General features: G+C 57.9%; 13 protein-coding genes. 4 read left to right on the forward strand and 9 right to left on the reverse strand.

The genetic code is table 11. The features are described 5' to 3' along the window. Positions 1-83: 83 nt before the first annotated feature. Both I6J23_RS02105 and I6J23_RS02110 read left to right on the forward strand, forming a co-directional pair. Complete coding sequence (locus tag I6J23_RS02105) at positions 84-3,755, forward strand: proline dehydrogenase family protein (protein ID WP_239454951.1); 3,672 nt, start codon at positions 84-86, stop codon at positions 3,753-3,755. Positions 3,756-3,829: 74 nt separating this feature from the next. After that, the gene (locus I6J23_RS02110; protein WP_204582340.1) at positions 3,830-7,231 is read left to right on the forward strand and encodes a pyruvate carboxylase; all 3,402 of its coding nucleotides are present in this window, start codon (positions 3,830-3,832) and stop codon (positions 7,229-7,231) included. A 3-nt stretch (positions 7,232-7,234) separates the two neighbouring features. Here I6J23_RS02110 and I6J23_RS02115 read toward each other — a convergent pair whose 3' ends face one another. From I6J23_RS02115 to I6J23_RS02155, 9 genes are all read right to left on the reverse strand, one after another. Next, positions 7,235-8,515: a hypothetical protein gene (locus I6J23_RS02115; RefSeq protein WP_204582341.1), complete on the reverse strand. Its 1,281-nt coding sequence runs from the start codon at positions 8,513-8,515 to the stop codon at positions 7,235-7,237. Next, positions 8,502-8,912 carry a heat shock protein transcriptional repressor HspR gene (locus tag I6J23_RS02120; protein WP_041629054.1) on the reverse strand — a complete coding sequence of 137 codons (411 nt, stop codon included), beginning with the start codon at positions 8,910-8,912 and terminating at the stop codon, positions 8,502-8,504. The genes I6J23_RS02115 and I6J23_RS02120 overlap by 14 nt, the downstream gene beginning before the upstream one ends. 150 nt (positions 8,913-9,062) lie before the next feature. Next, the gene (gene dnaJ, locus I6J23_RS02125) at positions 9,063-10,313 is read right to left on the reverse strand and encodes a molecular chaperone DnaJ (RefSeq protein WP_204582342.1); all 1,251 of its coding nucleotides are present in this window, start codon (positions 10,311-10,313) and stop codon (positions 9,063-9,065) included. A gap of 739 nt (positions 10,314-11,052) precedes the next feature. Beyond that, positions 11,053-12,081 carry a PTS sugar transporter subunit IIC gene (locus I6J23_RS02130; protein WP_412523857.1) on the reverse strand — a complete coding sequence of 343 codons (1,029 nt, stop codon included), beginning with the start codon at positions 12,079-12,081 and terminating at the stop codon, positions 11,053-11,055. Between the two features lie 633 nt (positions 12,082-12,714). Continuing rightward, a complete protein-coding gene (gene grpE, locus I6J23_RS02135) occupies positions 12,715-13,479 on the reverse strand; it encodes a nucleotide exchange factor GrpE (protein WP_412523848.1) in 765 nt (254 codons plus the stop codon). Next, entirely contained in the window at positions 13,476-15,347 is a 1,872-nt protein-coding gene (gene dnaK, locus I6J23_RS02140) for a molecular chaperone DnaK (RefSeq protein WP_204582344.1), read from the reverse strand. The genes grpE and dnaK overlap by 4 nt, the downstream gene beginning before the upstream one ends. A gap of 422 nt (positions 15,348-15,769) precedes the next feature. Continuing rightward, on the reverse strand, positions 15,770-16,195 hold the full coding sequence (locus I6J23_RS02145; RefSeq protein ID WP_204582345.1) for a DUF488 domain-containing protein: 426 nt from the start codon (positions 16,193-16,195) through the stop codon (positions 15,770-15,772). Between the two features lie 32 nt (positions 16,196-16,227). After that, positions 16,228-16,539: a hypothetical protein gene (locus tag I6J23_RS02150; RefSeq protein ID WP_204582346.1), complete on the reverse strand. Its 312-nt coding sequence runs from the start codon at positions 16,537-16,539 to the stop codon at positions 16,228-16,230. A 566-nt stretch (positions 16,540-17,105) separates the two neighbouring features. Next, a complete protein-coding gene (locus tag I6J23_RS02155) occupies positions 17,106-17,399 on the reverse strand; it encodes a GlsB/YeaQ/YmgE family stress response membrane protein (RefSeq protein WP_204582347.1) in 294 nt (97 codons plus the stop codon). Positions 17,400-17,786: 387 nt separating this feature from the next. Between I6J23_RS02155 and I6J23_RS02160 the strand changes: the two genes are divergently transcribed. Together I6J23_RS02160 and I6J23_RS02165 are read left to right on the forward strand one after the other, a co-directional pair. After that, positions 17,787-19,277, forward strand: a complete 1,491-nt coding sequence (locus tag I6J23_RS02160; protein ID WP_204582348.1) for a hypothetical protein — start codon at positions 17,787-17,789, stop codon at positions 19,275-19,277. A 158-nt stretch (positions 19,278-19,435) separates the two neighbouring features. Further along, positions 19,436-20,644: a pyridoxal phosphate-dependent aminotransferase gene (locus I6J23_RS02165; RefSeq protein WP_204582864.1), complete on the forward strand. Its 1,209-nt coding sequence runs from the start codon at positions 19,436-19,438 to the stop codon at positions 20,642-20,644. Positions 20,645-20,882: the final 238 nt, after the last annotated feature.

The following is a 20,882-nucleotide window of genomic DNA, read 5'->3' on the forward strand; positions in this document are numbered from 1 at the left end:
CCAGCACAATTGTGTTTTCACCGCGGTGCTGCGCCCGTTGCATGCACAAAACCACACGCAACCACACCCCACCAGGAACAAACATGAGCAGCAAACACAACAAAAAGGGCAAGAAAAGCAAAAAAGACAAGAAGTTGGACGCCACCGAACAACACTCCAGCACGCTTGGCAGTGACGCAGCCACGAACACAGCTGCCAGCACAGCCGCCGACACCAGCGAGGAAATCTCTGCTACCACCACAACCGCCAGCAACGTCGACAACCCCGATTTCCTGAAGCCTCCTCCCAACTCCCACGACCTTGACGACATCACCGACCGCGCGATCGCCCGCGCACACGAATGGCTCGAGGCAACTAACGGGGAACAGACACGCAAGGAATCATCGTCCACTGAACAACTCGCAGCCCTTGTTCACGATCCACAGGGCATCGACTTCACCATGGGCTTCGTCGACCGCGTCGCACGCCCAGAAGACAATGCCGTCGCCGCGAAGGAATTTGCCTCCCTGGGTAGCCCATTCGGACGAAAAGAACCCCTCCCCGACTTCCTCGGTCCACTTAATACAGCACTCGTCTCCCTCGGAGCGCTAGCCGGACAAATCCTTCCCGACATTGTCATGCCTATCGCCCGTGGATACCTGCGGAAAATGGTGGGGCACCTGGTGCTCGACGCCAATGGTAAGGCACTCGACAAACTACTCGATGACGCACATGCCAACGGGTTCCGGCTCAACATCAACCTCCTCGGCGAGGCTGTTCTCGGCGAACGCGAAGCAACACGTCGGCTAGACCGAACCATCGAACTTCTCCGCAACCCCAAAGTGGACTATGTGTCCATCAAGGCCTCCTCGGTGTGCTCCCAGCTCAATCCGTGGGATATCGAAGGAAACACGCGTCGGCTCAAGGAACGCCTCCGTCCTCTTTATCGGGAAGCGGTCAAACGCACACCGCACCCCTTCATCAATATGGATATGGAGGAATACAAAGACCTCGACCTCACCATCAAGCTCTTCAAAGAGCTCATGAGTGAAGACGAGTTCATGGACCTCGAAGCCGGAATTGTTCTCCAGGCCTACCTCCCCGACACCTTGGATGCCCTGCACGAACTCATCGACTTCGCCCATGAGCGCGTCAACAAGGGCGGTGCCCCCATCAAGGTACGCATTGTTAAGGGCGCGAACCTGTCCATGGAGCGCGTGGACTCCGAAATCCACGACTGGAAGCAAACCCCTTACCTGACAAAAGCCGAAGTAGACGCCAACTACCTGCGGCTCCTCGATGTCGCGTTACAACCCGAACACGCCACCGCCATCCGGATTGGTGCGGCCTCTCACAATCTCTACACGGTGGCCACCGCGCACGAACTCTCTGTGCAGAGAGGCGTCGAAGATCAGCTCGACATCGAAATGCTCCAAGGTATGGCACCCGCCCAAGCCCGAGCCGTGCGCCAGATCACGGGAACGGTCATTCTCTATACCCCTGTCGTCCACGCGGAAGACTTCGACGTCGCCGTGTCCTACCTGGTCCGACGGCTCGAAGAAAACGGCGCGCACCAAAACTTCCTCTACGCCCTCTTCGCGCCCGACGTCGCCGGCGATGACGATATGACCCCCATGCAGGAGCAAGAAAAACGCTACCTCAACGCCGTCAACGACCGCTGGACCACCTTCGCGGGGCCAAGGCGCCAGCAGGACCGTCAGCAAGAACAATCCGCAGCCGACGTATCCAAGCGAGTCGAGTCCGTCCCAGGCCACTTCGTCAACGAGCCGGACACCGACCCGTCACTGCCTACCAACCGGGAATGGGCTGCGCACTGGCTCGCCCACGACCCGGGCCCCGTCACCAGCCCTGTGATCACGGAGAAATCGGATATCGACGCCATCGTTGCTCGCGCACGAGCACGCTCCTCTGCGTGGGGCACGACCAGCGGACACGACCGCGCCGACGTGCTCGACGCCGCAGCTAACGCGCTGGCCGCGCACCGAGGAGAACTGCTCGCCGCCATGACCCACGAGGCGAACAAGACCGTGGCGGAATCCGACCCCGAGATCTCCGAAGCCATCGACTTCGCCCGCTACTACGCGGAATCCGCACGCGCACTAGATAGCGTCAAAGGATCACGGTTCACCCCGTACTCCGTGGTTCTCATCACCCCGCCGTGGAACTTCCCACTGGCAATCCCCATGGGTGGTGTGTTCGCCGCCCTCGCTGCCGGCGCGGCTGTCGTCATCAAACCTGCACCACAAGTCGTCCGCATCGCCGAAGTCGCGGTAGGGATACTTCGTGAAGCAGGCATCGACGAAGAACTCCTCCAACTTGTCAACGTTGCCGAGAATGAAGCCGGCCAACACCTGGTATCGCACCCAGCAGTGGACTCCATCATCCTCACCGGTGCCTCCGACACAGCGCGACTCTTCCGCAGCTGGAAACCACAGATGGTGATCAATGCGGAGACGTCAGGCAAGAACGCTATCATCGTCACGCCATCTGCTGATCCTGACCTCGCCGTGTCCGATGTTTACCGGTCTGCCTTCGGCCACGCGGGGCAAAAGTGCTCCGCATCGTCGCTCGTCATCGTGGTGGGCAGCGTCGGCAAGTCGAAGCGTTTCATGAACCAGCTGATCGACGCCGTCGAGACCCTCAAAGTGGGTCCGGGAACCGATATTTCCACCACCATGAATGGAATAATCGAACCTCCATCCGACAAACTCATGCGCGGGTTGACTCAACTCGACAGCGGTGAGAAATGGCTCGTCAAGCCCCGCAAGCTGAACAAAGAAGGGACGCTCTGGTCCCCAGGGCTGCGCGATAATGTCAAACCCGGATCGTGGTACCACACCCACGAATGCTTTGGACCAGTCCTCGGCATCATGCACGCCACAACCCTGGAAGAAGCCACCGAATGGCAAAACTCCACGGGCTACGGCCTCACCGGTGGACTACACGCCCTCGACCCAGACGAGATTGACTGGTGGATCGACCACGTCGAAGTCGGCAATGCCTACGTCAACAGGGGTATCACTGGGGCCATCGTCCAGCGACAATCTTTCGGCGGGTGGAAAGCCTCCGCGCTCGGATCGGGTGCCAAGGCCGGCGGCCCGAACTACGTCGCACAACAAGGAACCTGGTCCGAAGGGGACGTGGACGAGCTACCCCGCGCAGGGCTTCAACGTCATGTCGCCCAGCGACTTCGCCGAATCAAAGGCCAGCTGGACAACACGCTCACACCAGCCGACCTATACTGGCTGCGTCGCGCGGCCGAATCCGACGCCTACGCGTGGAGCACCGAATTCGGCGTTGAACACGACAACACTGCGCTCATCGCGGAGTCCAATATCTTCCGCTACCGGCCATTATTGGCACCACTGCGCATCCGAGTCGGATCCCCCAGCTCCTCGCCGACCCTCATTCGTGACCTCGTCCGCCTGACACTGGCGTCCGAAATCTCCGGCACGCCGATGGACGTTTCCGCCACCGCGGAGACTGCCATCGAGCTCGGGGCCATGGGGTTCAGCATCCGTCGTGTTGAAGACGCCACCTACGCGGCCGAAGTGGAAAACGCGGAGTCGGTTCGTGTTCGCACCCTCGGCGACGTCGACCCGGCGTTGTACAAAGCGGCGGCACACTCGGGATCCATCATTATCGACCATCCGGTTCTTGCCGATGGCCGTCGTGAAATCCTGCCATTCCTGCTGGAACAAGCGGTATCCATCACGAACCACCGGTTCGGCTACATCAAGGGCCTCACCAACTGAGATCACTAATTGGCATAGTTACCGCTAAACTCATCGACACGACCAGCTCACCTTCAACGTTGAGATAGGAAGCTATGCCAGTACGTCACTTCTCCAAGGTCCTCGTCGCCAACCGCGGCGAGATCGCCATCCGCGCGTTCCGCGCTGCCCACGAACTTGAGTCCAGCACAGTCGCGGTCTACCCCTGGGAGGATCGACACTCCTCCCACCGCATCAAGGCTGATGAAGCCTACGAAATCGGAGAAGAAGGCCACCCGGTCAAGGCCTACCTCGACGTCGACGAAATCATCTCCGTTGCCAAAGACTCGGGAGCCGAAGCCATCTACCCCGGCTACGGATTCCTCTCCGAGAACCCCGAGCTCGCGCGCGCTTGTGAACGCGAGGGGATCGCCTTCGTCGGCCCCACCGCCGACGTCCTCGACATGACGGGCAACAAGGCCACCGCTATCCACAATGCGAAAGAAGCTGGGCTGCCCACCCTAGGCGACACCCCCGCCACCGACGACCTCGACGAGCTAGAACGCCTGGCTGACGAATCGGATATGCCCTACCCACTCTTCGTCAAGGCCGTTGCCGGGGGTGGCGGGCGTGGTATGCGCCTCATCCCCTCGCGCGACAAACTCCGCGAGCTATGCGAGACAGCATCCAATGAGGCCAAAACCGCCTTCGGCGACCCCACCGTTTTTCTTGAACAAGCAGTAGTCAATCCGAAGCACATCGAGGTGCAGATCCTCGCCGACGGGCAAGGCAACGTCGTCCACCTCTTCGAACGCGACTGTTCCGTGCAGCGTCGCCACCAAAAAGTAGTGGAACTCGCGCCCGCACCTAGCCTGACGCCCGAACAGCGCGAGGCCATCTGCACCGACGCGGTGAACTTCGCGCGGCACATCAACTACCGCGGCGCGGGAACCGTCGAATTCCTTGTTGATGAAGACGGCAACCACGTGTTCATCGAAATGAACCCTCGCGTGCAGGTCGAACACACGGTCACCGAGGAAATCACGGATATCGACATTGTCCGGGCGCAGCTGCAGATCGCGGCGGGCGCGTCGCTGCCCGAGATTGGACTCACTCAAGACACTATTTCCTTCCACGGTGCCGCGATGCAATGCCGCATCACCACGGAGGATCCGGCCAATGACTTTCGCCCCGACACCGGGTACATCACGGCCTACAGGTCGCCGGGCGGTTCCGGTATTCGCCTCGACGGGGGTACCGCAACGGGCGCCGAGGTCACCGGACACTTCGATTCGCTCCTGGTCAAGCTCACCTGCCGCGGGCGAGACTTCGACTCCGCTGTCCATCGTGCCCGGCGCGCGCTTGATGAATTCCGCATCCGGGGCGTCGCGACGAACATTCGATTCCTCCGCGGTGTCCTGGATAACCCCGATTTCCGTGCCGGCAACTTCACCACATCGTTTATCGCGGATCACCCCGATCTGCTCACCACCAAGCCGTACGCCAACCGTGCCGACAAGATCATGCGGTACTTGGGCAATGTGACGGTGAACAAGCCGAACGGTGAGCGCGCTACCACTCTCAACCCGGCAGATAAATTGCCGACGATTGACACATCAGCCCCGCTGCCCGAGGGATCGCGCGACCGCCTCTTGAAGCTCAGGCCCGAAAAATTCGCGCAAGAGCTACGCCAACGCCGCGGTGTTGCGGTGACCGATACGACGTTCCGCGATGCGCACCAATCGTTGCTGGCCACGCGCGTTCGTACCAACGACCTCGTTGCCGCCGCGGGCCATGTTGCGCGCACGACACCCCAGCTGTTGTCCGTCGAAGCGTGGGGCGGCGCCACCTATGACGTCGCCATGCGGTTCCTCAAGGAGGACCCGTGGGCGCGTTTGGACCGCCTGCGCCAAGCAATGCCGAACGTGTGTATCCAGATGCTGCTCCGCGGGCGCAACACCGTCGGATATACCCCCTACCCCGAGACCGTCACGAAGGCGTTCGTGAAGGAAGCTGCCGCCTCTGGCGTCGACATTTTCCGAATTTTCGACGCCCTGAACGACGTCAGCCAGATGAAGGCCGCCATCGATGCTGTCCGGGAAACCGGGACCGCCGTGGCGGAAGTGGCGATGAGTTACGCCGGCAACGTCGCCGACCCCAATGAAAAGCTCTACACGCTGGATTATTACATGAATCTGGCGCACACCATCGTAGATGCGGGCGCGCACATTCTGGCGATCAAGGACATGGCCGGACTGCTCCGCCCCGAGGCGGCGCGCATACTTGTCACCGAGCTGCGTAAGGAATTCGACCTGCCCATTCACATTCACACGCATGATACTGCCGGTGGATCGCTGGCCACGTACATGGCTGCGTGGGAGGCAGGCGCGGATGCTATCGATGGTGCCTCGGCTCCTATGGCGGGGACGACCTCGCAGCCGTCGCTGTCGGCCATCGTCGCAGCCACGGCGAACACGAAGTACGACACCGGCCTGGACCTGGCGGCCGTGAGCGCCTTAGAACCGTACTGGGAGGGCGTGCGCTCGGTGTACGCGCCGTTCGACAAGGGGCTCGCTGCCCCAACAGGCCGGGTATACAACCACGAAATCCCTGGTGGCCAGCTGACGAACCTTCGCGCGCAGGCGACGGCGCTGGGGCTGGAGCACAACTTCGAGCAAATCGAAGACGCCTATGCCGCGGCCGATGAGATGCTTGGGCACCTGGTGAAGGTGACGCCCTCGTCCAAGGTGGTCGGCGACCTGGCGTTACAGCTGGTCGGGGCGGGTATTGATCCGGCGGACTTCGCTGCGAATCCGAATGACTATGACATCCCGGATTCGGTCATCGGGTTCCTCAACGGTGAGCTGGGGACTCCACCCGGTGGATGGCCCGAACCATTCCGTACCCAGGCGCTCAAGGGTCGGGAGAAAACACCGGAGATCACGCCAGTATCGTCCGAGGATGAGGACCACTTGAATGGGTCGTCAGAGGATCGTCGGAACACGCTGAATCGCCTGCTCTTCCCCGGTCCCGCGGCTGATTTTGATACGCACCGCAACGAATATGGTGAGGTCAGCCGACTGTCCACGAACCAGTTCTTCTTCGGCCTATACCCCAACGAAGAGCAAAAGATTCAGCTGACTAAAGGTATTGATCTTATTGTGCAGCTGCAGTCCATTTCGGAGCCCGACGCGCGCGGTGTGCGAACCGTCATGTGCTTCCTCAATGGCGAACTACGGCCCGTCTTTGTCCGCGACGAATCCGTCGAAGCCGACGTCAACCCTGCGGAAAAAGCCGACCGCTCCAATCCCGGCCACGTGGCCGCACCCTACGCGGGCAATGTCACCGTGACCGTGGACGAAGGCGACACTGTTCACGCCGGTGACAAGATCGCGGTGATCGAGGCGATGAAAATGGAGGCCAGCATTACGGCCCCCGTTGATGGAACCATCGAGCGCATTATTTCCGATGGGACCTTCCACGTTGATGGTGGCGACCTGGTGGTGGTTATCGCGTAGCGCCTACGAGGTCATCGTGATCAGCGCCGGATTCATGCCCGACGCCATGAGCCTCCTTTTAACATCCCCCACCATCGTCTTCGGCCCCGCCAGCATCGTTTCGTGGCCTTGCCAGGGGCCGCACGCCATAACGTCGTCGGCAAGTGCAATCCCCTCCCGCACAGTGAAGTCGCGCGGCGCGACAGCGTAGGCGGACGTGCGGGCAAACTGGTTTTCCTCCGAATGCACCGTCGACGGGTGCACGGTCAGCCAGTCCATAGCCGTATCGAAAGACCAGAGTGTCCGGAGCTCGTAAAGATCACTGGGGTACTCGGCACCGAAGAACAGGTGGGTCGGCGGGGGCGATGGTTTCGACGCTAGGTCGAGGATGATTGCGCGGATCGCCGCCAAATGAGCACCGTGGGCCACCATCAATGCTGGGCGTGAACCGTCGAGGAGATCAACTGTCATGGATCCCCGTGCAGCACCGATTTCCCACACGTCACCCGGGCGAGTCATGCGAGCAAGGTCAAAAACAAGTGCGGCACTGCCGGTTAGCGCCTGCCGCCGCGGTGCTTCGGGCCGAGATACCTCGAGATGAAACTCGATTAGACCGTCATCGCTGTGCGGGATAGCGGGTGCCAGCCATTTCCGCTTACCCGACGATTGTGGGGCCAGAACCGGCACTGATTGCCCGGCGCGGTACGGGATGGGTGAGTCAGCGGCGAGCCGAACGACTGTGATGGCATCAGACCGGTGATCGACGTCTAGGACGGTGGCGCCCCAGCGCACGGGAACTTCGCTGTATTCGGCGGCACCTTCTTCCATAAGGCCGATGATTTGGCCGGTTGCCATGGCGAAGAGCTCAAATTCTTCCGAGGTGACCTGTGGCGCGATCATCTCGCGGCCGGCGTCGATAATGGCATCCCCCATCGCGACATAGTCGGGGGCCTCGACGCCGAAACTTCGGTGATCTTCTGCGAGGTGCCGGAGAAAACGTCTCGTGCGTCGGTCCAGCCCATTGCCGGTTGCCTGCTTGGCGTACACGTGCACCAGCGCCCGCCGAAAACTGGTCTTAAGCTGCGACAAGTCCGCGGGAAGTCGGCGGATAAAAGAGGGGCGACGGGCGAAAAGGTGAGTAAATACGGCATCTACGAAGCTCGATCCGTGGGTTTGCAGGAAAGTGACGACGGGAACCAGGGAAGCTTCGTGGACTCCGGCGTCGCTTTGCGTCACACCGTCGTGAGCGCCGTCGTCACCCCGCGACGCAGAGTCATGGCTGTGCGGCCCCCTACCTTCTATCACGCCTATCCTTTCTACGCCGAGCCCCCGGTTCCCACATGACAACAGCGGTAGACCGAGGAACATGCACAATTTCACCACGTGACCTGCCGTGTTGAGCTTCCATACGAGCCAATCGCTCCCGAAGTTGATGGTTCTCCGCCTGGAGCTCATCCACTTGGGACTTCAAGTCAATGATCGCCCGTATTCCCGCGAGATTAACACCATCTTCATGAGAAAGCTTCTGTATTTCGCGAAGCATCTCAATATCGTCCGGCGAGTATCGCCGCCCACCTCCCCGCGTCCGTTCAGGCGTCACCAGCCCCATGCGGTCATAAGTGCGGAGAGTCTGGGCGTGGAGTCCGGTCAGTTCTGCCGCCACCGAGATGACATAAACTTCTTCCCGACGTACCTCACCCAGTGGCTGTCTACTTCCCCTGGTATGGGTTTGCCGAGACGTATCGCCGGTGGCGTGGCTTTCGCCAGTTGTGCCAGCGCGTGGTCCACCCGTCTCACCAGCGCGGGCAGAGTCCCTTGTGCTGTGTCGTCGTTCGGAGTTCGAAGCCATGACTTACCCCTCCTTCCCTGGCCAGTTGGCGCGCGGATCAAAGCCCAGGCGCTTTTCCTCAGCTACGTAACTACGAAGCGCGGAGGCAGCACCTTCGTCCAATTTCGGCGGGACCGCCACTTTAACCGTCACCAAAAGATCACCATTCTTCTGATTACGCTTCGGCACACCGCGGCCACGAACACGCAGCGTACGACCGTCGTTAGTACCCGCGGGAATCTTGACGCGAACCTTATTGTCCAGCGTCGGCACAGTAACGACTCCACCTAAAGCCAGCTCAGAAAAACTAACCGGGACGGTGACACGCAGGTCGTCACCCTTGCGAGTGAAGAGCTTGTCCGGCCGCACATGGACCGTGACGAACAAATCGCCCGCCGGACGGCCGCGCATTCCAGCCTCACCCTGACCAGCCAAGCGAACCTTCTGACCGTCGACAACCCCGGACGGAACACGCACAGTAATCGTTCGAGTGCGATTGGTCACACCGCTACCCTTGCAGGCCGGGCAGGGGTCGTCGATCTTCGAGCCCGTGCCACCACAATCGGAACACGGCCGCGACAACCCGAACGCGCCCCGGTTGTCGGACACGACACCTTTGCCATTACACGCCGAGCATGTGTGTGGCGACGTCCCGGGTTTGGCACCCGAACCGTGGCACTCCTGGCACGACGAGGGGTTCGTCAAGCGAATCGGCACCGTGGCGCCTTTGGTAGCCTCGCGAAAATCCAACGTAATTTCCGTTTCGACGTCGGCACCACGCAAATTCCGCTGACCACGGCTGGCGGCAGCAGACGCGCTACTCCGACTGCCGCTGAACAGGTCGCCGAGAATATCGCCGATGCCTCCGCCGGACTCGCCGCCGAACAGATCGGAGGCAGAGAAACCACTGCCCGTATCGTAATTGCTAAACGTGGTGCGGAAACCGCCCGGCGACCCATACTGACCACCAAATCCACCCGAGTTAAAGCCACCGTTATTGAAACCGCCGCCCCCGAAGCCACCGAGACCACCGGAAGCCAGCATATCTTTCAATTCGTCGTATTCCTTACGTTTTTTCGCATCGCCGACGACGGAATACGCCTCGCTGGCTTGCTTAAACCGTTCCTCCGCGGCTGAATCGCCGGGGTGGCTATCCGGGTGGTTATCCCTAGCGATCTTGCGGTACGCCTTTTTAATCTCATCCTCGCTAGCGCTGCGAGAAACTCCTAAGTCCTTGTAATAGTCCTTGTCTGCCCACTCTCGTTGAGCCGTCATATTTGCCTTCTTCCACTATTTATCGCTTTGTTGCTTGCTACCGTTGTTGTCTTGTGTTGGCTGGTGATGTGGGGAGCCCTGGTCAGCCGTTTCCCGTTACTCAGCCCGCGGCATACCACTGTCCGTAGTTTCACAAGCGCGATAACCGTCAGCCCATGCCAAAACCTCATTGTGAACTGCCGCCACCACACATGTGGGCCCTCACCATGCCTCAAGGTTGAGTCTAGTAGACTTAACTTTACATTGGGAATAACGGTTTAAACAGGGAAAATATTCCAGGACCGCGCTACGTTGTCCAGGCTCGGACTACGTTTTTTAGGTCGCGCTACGTTTTCCGGGTCGAACCTTGACCCGCCCATTTCACAATTCAGTCCTGGATAATGCGAGGTCGAGACGCACAAAGACGGCGAGCCACGAGCCCGAAAGTCGTCAAATATCGCCCTGCCCTAATCGGAGCGCGAGAACTGCGGGGGGATATTAGGCCATTTCAAAACTGCGGGGGGATATGGTCAAAAAAGGCGAAAAATCGGGCATATCCCCCCGCAGTTCTCGGATGCGCTCTTTATATACCCCCGCAGTTTTGGCCATGGGTGGCACGGGCAACCTGGGCCCGGAAATCCCCCGCCCAGAAACCATCATCCGGCACAAAATCCACATAACGCCCAGCCCAGGATCCACACCACCGGGCGCCAACCCACGGTCAACTCAATCTCAGATCACTACCCCTCCCCGAAGAGACTTAATCGAATTTCAGGGCATACATGTCTTGGTTCGTCACGCCTAGTTTCTTATCAAAGAGCTTGACCGCAAGATACCCCGATACACACGGCACCACCGCGTAAACAAGCACAACGACCAGGATATTCCGCACACTCCATCCCCAGCCTTCTGCGTTCAGTGCCGCAAGCGGACCAACCAGCCCGGAAATCCCGAAACCGGCCGAAATGGGCGTACCTTGCACCCGGAAAATGCCCGCGACGACGCCGCTGATCGCGCACGCAACGACAACCGGCAACAGCGCAACGGGCCGTCGCAGCATATTGGCAACCTGAACTTTCGCGGATCCCACCACGTGCACAAGCGATCCCCCTGGTCCATTCACTTTCCACCCAGCCCACATCATGGTGAAAGCGACGGCGCAACATCCAACGTTCGCAACTCCCGAGGCGATACCGGATAGGAAGATGGCGGTGGCGATTCCGACCGTCGAAATTGGCGACGCCATCATCAGGCCGAAAACAATGCCCAAGATAAGCCCCATCACGATGGGCTGCAGATCCGTCGCTCCTACGACGAGGCTACCTAACCACTTTGTGAAGACCAGCACCGCAGGGTACGTCACGAATTTACCGATGCCGCCAGCGATAACAATGACCGTCGGCGGAAGGACCAAAATGGTGTAGCTCTTAAGCCTGTCACCTATAAGGAGGATTATAAGGACGGCAAACGCCGCGGTTAGACCAGTATTAATAACTAGCCCAGTGCCCTTTAGTTGAATGATTCCGTCAGAACCGATCCCCCGAACGACGCCTGACCCCATGACAGCTGAGATCGCAACAGTGGCGGTCTGGATGTGCGTCATTTTGAACTGCATCGCTACTAGTAGGCCGATGGCTATCGGCAACATGCTAGAGGCGACGGACACCATCCCAATGATTCCTTGGCCCTGCGGAAAAACGGGAAGCAGAGCCTTGAATAGCTCCCCTAACAGCGCTTGGGGAACCAATGCCACAACCACGGCGACCGAAATACCGTTGAGGACATTCATGGTAAATTCGCCGATGGTCATTCGGGGCGAATACCGTTCCCCTGTCTGTGTGTTATTAATAGGTGATTCATCAAGCTGAACGCGTTGCTCAGAGGCTGTTGCTTCTTTCATAGAGCTTCCATCATTGCGAACTGATAATTGGCGGGGAACTAAAGGCTCACTGCGCACGGTTAATTCTGGAAGGTGACCATACCAAAACCGGACGATAGCTTCACCCGTTATGTACGACGACTACGCCATGTACACATGACGGCCATCTCGAGATAGGCCTCACACCATAAGAATTATGCTCGGCGCAGACACCTATGTGTGCAACCGTCGACATGGGCAGCTGCGCACATAGTATGCCCGGGACTCTATTTAATTCGCCAGTGAAGGATATTTTGTTTCAGTAAGCTACTAACGCACCCAGCGCCAACAACGCACCCAGCGCCAACAACGCACCCAGCGCATCCAGCGCATCCAGCGCCACCGATTCCCCTGCATCCGTCACACCATGACAATGACGTCGACCGCTGCACGAAAAAGCCCGGGTGGTTGTTAACCACCCGGGCTATATATAAGCGTTACTTACGACGCCCCTGGTAGAAACCCATGGCCCATGGCCCTTACCCGTAGCAAGGGCCAGCCAGCTTACTCAGGGTCGCCGATGACTACCATTGCGGTTCGTAATACCCGGTCGCCCATTCGATACCCAGCGCGTAGAACCGTCGCCACGGTTTTGTCGTCGCCGGATGACATATCTTGCACAGCCTCGTGAAAGTTGGGATCGAAAACATCACCCTCTTGGCCAAACTTTTCAACACCCAAATCCGCAATCAGCTTGGTGAATTTGTCCGAAAAGACCTTCAACGGCCCTTCTTCTTTCAAATCGCCGTGCTTTTCTGCAAGGTCAAAGTCATCCGCCATGGGCAGAAGGTCACTCGCAACTTGCGCTTTGGCCAGCTCGAATGTCGCCGCCCGATCCCGCTCGGCCCGACGCCGGTAGTTTGTATACTCGGCTGAGACCCGCTTCAGATCGGCAGTCATTTCTTCGAGTTGCTTCTCGACGGAGGACGCACCACCGGCAGCGCCAGCAGCCTCCTCACCAGCGGGAGCAGTCCCATCATCAACGGGCTCTTGCCCCTCGTCCTGGAGGTCGCGGGCAGCATCGTCTTCGGCGGATTCGACCGCTATGTCGGGGTCGTCTTGAAGACCGTCTACTTCGGCATCGATGTCGTCAAGTTCTTCGGCAACGTTTTCACCGTCGACGGCCCCTTCGGGGACATCTCCGTCGGGCGTTTCCTGCGCGAGGCGGGCTTCATCAACTGCAGCTTCGGCCTCGTTGGGGGATGCACCTTCTGGGTCTGTGTTGGCCGGCGCACCCGGGTCATCGGGCATGTCGTTGCCTAGACTCACTTGTCATCATCCTTCTTGTCTTCGTCGACTACCTCGGCGTCAACAACGTTGGGGTCGGAGTTGTCAGATCCTGCCTCGGCACCCGCAGCACCTGCAGCACCACCAGCAGCTCCGGCGTTGGCGGCCTCAGACTCGTAGAGGGACTTGCCCATCTCCTGAGACTCCGCGGACAGCTTCTCAACAGCGGACTTGATGGCCTCGATATCGTCACCCTTCAGGGCCTCGTCAACACCCTTGGCGGCTTCCTCGACCTTGTCCTGGATGTCCTGGGAGACCTTCTCCTTGTTATCGTCGACAAACTTGCGGGTCTGGTAAACCATGGACTCCGCAGAGTTGCGAACTTCCTGCTCCTCGCGGCGCTTCTTATCCTCTTCCGCGTGAGCCTCGGCGTCCTTCACCATGCGATCAATTTCGTCCTGGGACAGGCCTGAACCATCCTGGATCTTAATGGTGTTTTCCTTACCCGTGCCCTTATCCTTCGCGGTGACGTGGACAATGCCGTTGGCGTCAATGTCGAAAGTAACCTCGATCTGCGGGATTCCACGCGGAGCCGGCGCAATTCCGCCCAGCTCGAAGGAACCGAGCAATTTGTTGGCCGACGCCATCTCGCGCTCACCCTGGAAGACCTGGATCTGGACGGACGGCTGATTATCCTCCGCCGTGGTGAAGGTCTCAGAGCGCTTCGTCGGGATGGTCGTGTTGCGTTCGATGAGCTTGGTCATCACGCCACCCTTGGTTTCAATACCGAGGGATAGTGGGGTGACGTCCAGAAGCAAAACGTCCTTGACCTCACCACGAAGCACCCCGGCCTGCAGGGCAGCACCGACGGCGACAACCTCGTCCGGGTTAACGCCCTTGTTCGGCTCTTTACCACCCGTCAGCTCCTTGACCAGGTCGGTCACGGCCGGCATACGGGTCGAACCGCCGACGAGAACCACGTGGTCGATGTCGGATACCGAGATATCAGCGTCGGAAAGAACCTGCTGGAACGGCTTACGAGTACGGTCCAGAAGATCCTGGGTGATGCGCTGGAATTCTGTGCGGGACAGCGTCTCGTCAAGGAAGAGCGGGTTCTTGTCCTCGTCAACCGTGATGTACGGCAGGTTGATGCTGGTCTGCTGCGAGGAGGAAAGCTCAATCTTGGCTTTCTCAGCAGCCTCACGCAGACGCTGCATGGCCATCTTGTCCTTGGTCAGGTCAATGCCGTGTGAGGACTTGAACTTGTCGGTTAACCAGTCAACGATGCGCTGATCCCAGTCATCGCCACCGAGTTTGTTGTCACCATTGGTCGCGCGGACTTCTACAACACCCTCGCCGATCTCCAGAAGCGAGACGTCGAAGGTACCGCCACCAAGGTCGTATACCAGAATGGTCTGGTCGTCTTCGCCTTTTTCAAGGCCGTATGCCAGCGCCGCAGCCGTCGGTTCGTTCACAATACGGAGCACATTAAGGCCCGCGATCTGGCCAGCGTCCTTAGTTGCCTGGCGCTGAGCGTCGGAGAAGTAAGCCGGGACGGTAATTACGGCGTCGGTAACGTCCTCGCCGAGGTAGCTCTCAGCGTCCCTCTTCAGTTTCTGAAGAATACGGGCGGAAATCTCCTGCGCCGTGTACTTCTTGTCATCGATGCCGACATTCCAGGAGTCGTCGCCGATGTGGCGCTTGACCGAGCGAATAGTGCGGTCAACGTTGGTCACTGCCTGGTTCTTAGCCGACTGCCCAACGAGCACCTCGCCGTTCTTCGAAAAAGCTACCACCGACGGCGTCGTCCGCGAGCCTTCAGAGTTAGCGATAACGGTGGGGTCTCCACCTTCCAAAACGGATACCACTGAGTTTGTAGTACCCAAGTCAATTCCGACTGCACGTCCCATTATCTGCGTTTCCTTTCGTTACATTTGTTGTGCCCGGGGAATCATGTGGAGCTCACTCATCGGTTCTGCCCGTGATCTCGCCCGGAGCATGTACGTATTTGTGTGAGGCTGAGTGAATCAGACTCAACGACCTGTCACAGTCTGACCCAGAGGAGTCACGCTTGTCAAGCTAACTTGAGTCTTACTCACTCAACCTTGCGACATTAGATGTAACGACGCAGTTCTAAAAGTTATTCCACTCGACTCAACTTTTATTATCGACGCTGGTCACGGAAATTTTTGCCGCCCATATATCTCCTCCCGTCTGTCCGCCGGACGTCCCCTACGCCGGTTGACCCAATGAAAATCTTGTGACGCACACCCAGCGAGCTATCACAGGCGTGTGCATCACGGGCGTATGCGCAGTATTCGTGCACGCAGTATTAACGTGTGTGCTCGTCAAGCCATGCTTTTAAAACTACGGCATGATTAAACACACGATCTTTCGCTGCAAAGACCAAGATGATGCTTTCTCCGGATGCTGCACGCTCGCACAACTCCCCCACCTGAGCAGCCTCCACATCAGTGTCGGCCTCCGAACTGTCACCGTCGTTCCCCGTTGCGACCTCATCCTTATAGGTAGTCAGGCGCTCATCCAGCTCGGAACGATACCTATCCGCGAATTGGGAAAAGCGCGATGGATCGTGCCCCCAGTCTTTTCTGAGCTCTGGCGAAGGCGCAAGGCCCTTCAACCATTCATCAATCGGTGCCGTGGCTTTCTTCACTCCGCGAGGCCATAGCCGATCCACGAGGATCCGCGTCCCCTCACCCTCCGGTGGCTGGTCGTGAATCTTCTGCGTCGTAATCATGGCTCTACCTCCTGCGCTCCGAGACCGCACGCTTACGTGTTCTTACCCCATGCATAGGCGCACCATGCCGCCCAGCCACTGACGAACAACTCGACCGGAATGGTCAGAACGGCGCTTCCGATATTGGGAAACGACGACGTCACGTCAGCAATCGCGTCAATTAGCATTAAAGCAGCAACACCCCACAACCCCGCAGCAGCGTGAGGCCGACGCGTCAGCACCCACCAGGCACTTGTCCACAGAGCCGCTATTTCTGCACAATCCAACGCGATCCAGCCCAGCACACCCGGAAAAGGCATCGTAAACAACAGAATAACCATCCACGGGATGAGGGCTGCGCCCATGACACAAAGGACCCCCGCCAATACACAATCGGCACGACGGCCGGCGCCTAAATGTTTATAACAATTCTTCTCATGTGAAAAGCAACGATGATCTGTATTGAATGCGAATTTACTCACCAGCCATTTTTTGATTGTGGGCCTATCACCTCGATGACGAAGCCCCGACGCGTGACGGTAACGCAAGGAACACTGTTTGGCCGCAGATGACACATAGTCGAAAAGATGACGAGCGCCTGCGTTCCTGAGCATTCGCGCCTTAGACATAGCATTCACCAGACATGGTAGTAACTGGCCCCATCACCAAAATTGGTTAGAAAAAAATTCACTATGCTCCACTTCGAAATAATACGCAATGCTGGGTCATCCCAATGGCCAGTCACAGTGCGTACTGGATTCCGTTGCCTAGTAAAAACCTCGAGGGCAAACACTACGAGCCCGGAGCCAGATCGAATCTAGCTCCGGGCTCATTCTGCATATACTCAGGCGCTTACTAAAGGCCTTACTCTAGGGCACTCTGAGGCTCTTACACCGCGCGGTGTAGAGGCCACGCCCTACATTTTCATTCTCTACTTCTTTTTGGTCACTAGCCCCACAATCCACAAGAGGATTACTGCACCCAGCAGACAGGTAAGGAAGCTGAAGAACTTTCCTCCACCTTCGACATCAAAGCCCACTGCACCGAGTAGCCAACCTCCGAGGAAACCACCGACGATGCCAACGATGATATTGAGCGGGAGGCCCATTTTGGCGTCAGTGCCCATGATCTTCGATGCAATCCATCCGGCGAGGCCACCGATAATGATCCACCCAATAATGCCTAGCGGTGGAGCGGATGCCGCAGCCAAAATAACTTCGTTCATCAGTCAAACCTTTCTCATATTTTTACAACGGACCACCGACGGGAAAACTGAGTTACTTTTCCACCACAGTCATGCCCGAGGAATACCGGATGGCTAGTACATGAGGTAGTACACAACCATGTACGAGCCTCGTCACAGTAAAGTTTACTAGGAAATCTTATGTGTCGGTAGAAAGCCCACGAGGCAATCGCGACAAAGAAACTCACTGCCGTCCGACAAGCGATGCCATTTCCCGGCACGACCAGCGAGGCCAATGGGAACGACGTCATACCCGTCCATTCACGCCCCGCATACAAAAACACTAAGCTAGTTATCGCATTATTGCTGTGGGGTCGTACCCCCGCATGTATATTATTCCGTATCACTTTTACAGCCTGAGGATGACGAATGAGCACAACCCCCTCCGACCCGACTTCACAGTCTGAATCGGAAGGCTATTCCCCCCAATCCAATGACCAGTTTTCCACAGAAAACCGGCCCAACTCGGGCAGCTCATTCGAACAGCGTCGCGCGGAAGAACAACGCCAGGGGCAAGAGCAGCGTTTAGAGGGGGAGCAGCGTCAGGACACAACAGAGTCCACCTCTTCACACAGTGCCCCTATAGATGCTGAGTTTGCCGACATTCCTACTGCTCGCGATGTTCTGCCCGAAAACGACTCCCTCAGTGAAGACCGCGCATTTGACGAGCCGCAAACACACGACACCCAATCAAATAATCCGGACACAAAAAGTGGATTTTCGACGAATGGGGCTGCGGGGTTCCCCGTCATCACTCCAGAAATGATGCGTGAGGCTAACGGCACCACCACGTCATCGGCCGATGGTCCCGAAAAATCTGACACGCCCGTGCAAGCGAACGACTCTGCGCCAGTGGATTCCGGACACCCGGATTCTCAGCAACGCCCGAATGACACAGTCAACAATCCGACGGCGGACACTCCGGCAAACGGTACACCGTCGACGGTGACGTCCGACGCCTATGACACATCGCAGAGCACAACGATGCACGGGTCACGCCCCGTTCAGCACGCCTCCCAGGCCCAATCCAATAACACTGTAAACGGTAAAAACACCGGTCAAGGAGCAGCCGGCACGGAAGAGACCAACCAAGGCCACCAGGTTCCCTCAGCACCCAACACGTCGGAAACCGCAGCGGGCGACACAACACCCCGTGCTGCAGCTCAAGGATCGGCAGCTGCCTCTGGCCGATCCGCAGGTTCACGAACCGCCTCCGGTGGGAGCAAGGAAACAGCCGCTGACCGAGCAACCACCGACCAAGGAACGACCGACCAAGGAACGACCGACCACGGACCGACCGATCAGGCTAACGATCAGTCAGACACCGACCAAGAGCCCGCAGGGGGTTCGCGGAAAGAACGGTTCAAGAACTGGATTGCTACAACACCCGCAAAAGCACTGGTGTTCGTCGTCGCTGTCTTAGTTCTTGCAGCACTATTCGGCGCTATTTGGATGGCCAATAACGATAATTTCACCGTTGGTTCGTCGGAAAAAACATCAACAGGTCCATCGGAAGATAACCAGGCTGATCAAGCTCAACAGAACTTCCCAACTCCCGGGGGAAAGACCATCAAAGGATCGATCGGGCAAAATATCGATCTTGACGCACGCCAAGTTCAAATATGTGGCAGTAGCACGGGAGAATACACGCGCTCTGCGATCCCGGTGGGATGGGATTGCTCCGTGGCGGACACGGCACGCCAGGTCTATAACGACACTCCGAAGGACAATCGAGGAAGCATCACCATCGATAGCCCCATCTCTGATTCGACATTCAAACTGGAATGCCAGGAATTTAAACCCGGGCTAGTGCGCTGCGAGAATAAAGACGATGATATCCACATCTACATCGGCAATTAGCCAATGTCGGTTCTTAAAAACAAATTCGCACTTTTCACTGTGCCGCGTGGCATAGTGGTCGGGTGAGTTCTTCCGATACAAACCCAACACCAGCACCCCACAACGCCGACACCAGCACCACACCGCCCCAGGTCACTGGGCGTCCACGGCTCAAGCACCTGGATCAGTCGAGCAAACTGCGCAACGTCCTCTACGAAATCCGCGGACCGGTCAATGCCGAAGCAGAACGTATGATTGCCGATGGTCACAGAATTCTGCAGCTCAACACCGGTAATCCGGCGGTTTTCGGCTTCGAGGCACCCGATGTCATCATGCGTGACATGATCGCGGCCCTGCCCACGGCCCAGGGGTACAGCACTGCCAAAGGCATCATCCCAGCTCGCCGTGCCATTGCTACGCGATACGAATTAGTTCCCGGATTCCCCAGCGCCGACATTGACGATATTTACCTAGGCAATGGAGTCTCTGAACTCATCACCATGACTACTCAGGCTCTTCTCGACGATGGTGATGAAGTACTCATTCCTGCACCCGATTATCCCCTCTGGACGGCGGCAACTTCACTAGCCGGCGGTAAGCCCGTGCATTATTTATGCCGCGAGGACGATAATTGGAACCCCGACATCGAAGACATCAAAGCTAAGGTCACTCCGAAAACTAAGGCAATCGTCGTTATCAACCCGAATAACCCCACCGGGGCTGTCTATAGCCGGGAAACACTGCAGAAAATTGTCGATATTGCCCGCGAGAATTCACTTCTCATTCTTGCCGATGAAATCTATGACCGGATTCTTTATGACGATGCCGAACACATCAGCATTGCTTCCCTAGCTCCCGATCTGTTGTGCATCACATTCAACGGATTATCCAAGGCGTATCGCGTAGCTGGGTATCGGTCGGGCTGGATGGTTCTCACCGGGCCCAAGGAACACGCCCAGGGTTTCATCGAGGGATTGGATTTGCTCGCGTCCACACGCTTGTGCCCCAACGTGCCTGCTCAACACGCAATTCAAGTTGCTCTCGGCGGAAAGCAATCCATTTATGACCTCACGCTCCCCGGCGGCCGCCTATTAGAACAACGGAATGTGGCGTACGAAAAGCTCAATGAGATACCGGGCGTTTCCGTCGTTAAACCCATGGGTGCTTTGTATGCCTTCCCCAAATTGGATCGGAATGTTTACGACATTCATGATGACGAGCAATTCATGTTTGATCTGTTACGCGCAGAAAAGATTCATCTTGTCCAAGGCACCGGATTCAACTGGCCTGAGCCTGACCACTTCCGCGTCGTTACTCTCCCCTGGGCCCGAGATTTGGCCGATGCCATCGAGCGTCTCGGAAATTTCCTTTCCAGCTACCACCAGTAACCAACAGGACCGGCTCCCGCCGAAACGGACGGAGAACACATCGCCCGCGGTACCTAGATCTCGTGAACTCCTCATCATGACGGCTCTGTCCGTGGGCACTCATCGACTGCGACCTACCTAAGCACGCTATTCTGAAAACACGTTACTGCTACTGGAACATACTGTCGGTTACGCGTCGTCATTCAGATTTATCCGGCCTACACACCCATTTCCGTGGCCTACACATCTGTGATCCGAA

This window comes from Corynebacterium kroppenstedtii (genome assembly GCF_016894245.1).
Lineage (GTDB): Bacteria > Actinomycetota > Actinomycetes > Mycobacteriales > Mycobacteriaceae > Corynebacterium.

Excerpts from the sequence above, each read along its gene's own strand:
- I6J23_RS02105 (WP_239454951.1), top strand. The coding sequence starts at position 84 with ATGAGCAGCAAACACAACAAAAAGGGCAAGAAAAGCAAAAAAGACAAG.
- I6J23_RS02110 (WP_204582340.1), top strand. The coding sequence starts at position 3,830 with ATGCCAGTACGTCACTTCTCCAAGGTCCTCGTCGCCAACCGCGGCGAG.
- dnaJ (WP_204582342.1), bottom strand. The coding sequence starts at position 10,313 with ATGACGGCTCAACGAGAGTGGGCAGACAAGGACTATTACAAGGACTTA.
- I6J23_RS02130 (WP_412523857.1), bottom strand. The coding sequence starts at position 12,081 with ATGAATGTCCTCAACGGTATTTCGGTCGCCGTGGTTGTGGCATTGGTT.
- dnaK (WP_204582344.1), bottom strand. The coding sequence starts at position 15,347 with ATGGGACGTGCAGTCGGAATTGACTTGGGTACTACAAACTCAGTGGTA.
- I6J23_RS02145 (WP_204582345.1), bottom strand. The coding sequence starts at position 16,195 with ATGATTACGACGCAGAAGATTCACGACCAGCCACCGGAGGGTGAGGGG.
- I6J23_RS02150 (WP_204582346.1), bottom strand. The coding sequence starts at position 16,539 with ATGGGCGCAGCCCTCATCCCGTGGATGGTTATTCTGTTGTTTACGATG.
- I6J23_RS02155 (WP_204582347.1), bottom strand. The coding sequence starts at position 17,399 with ATGAACGAAGTTATTTTGGCTGCGGCATCCGCTCCACCGCTAGGCATT.
- I6J23_RS02160 (WP_204582348.1), top strand. The coding sequence starts at position 17,787 with ATGAGCACAACCCCCTCCGACCCGACTTCACAGTCTGAATCGGAAGGC.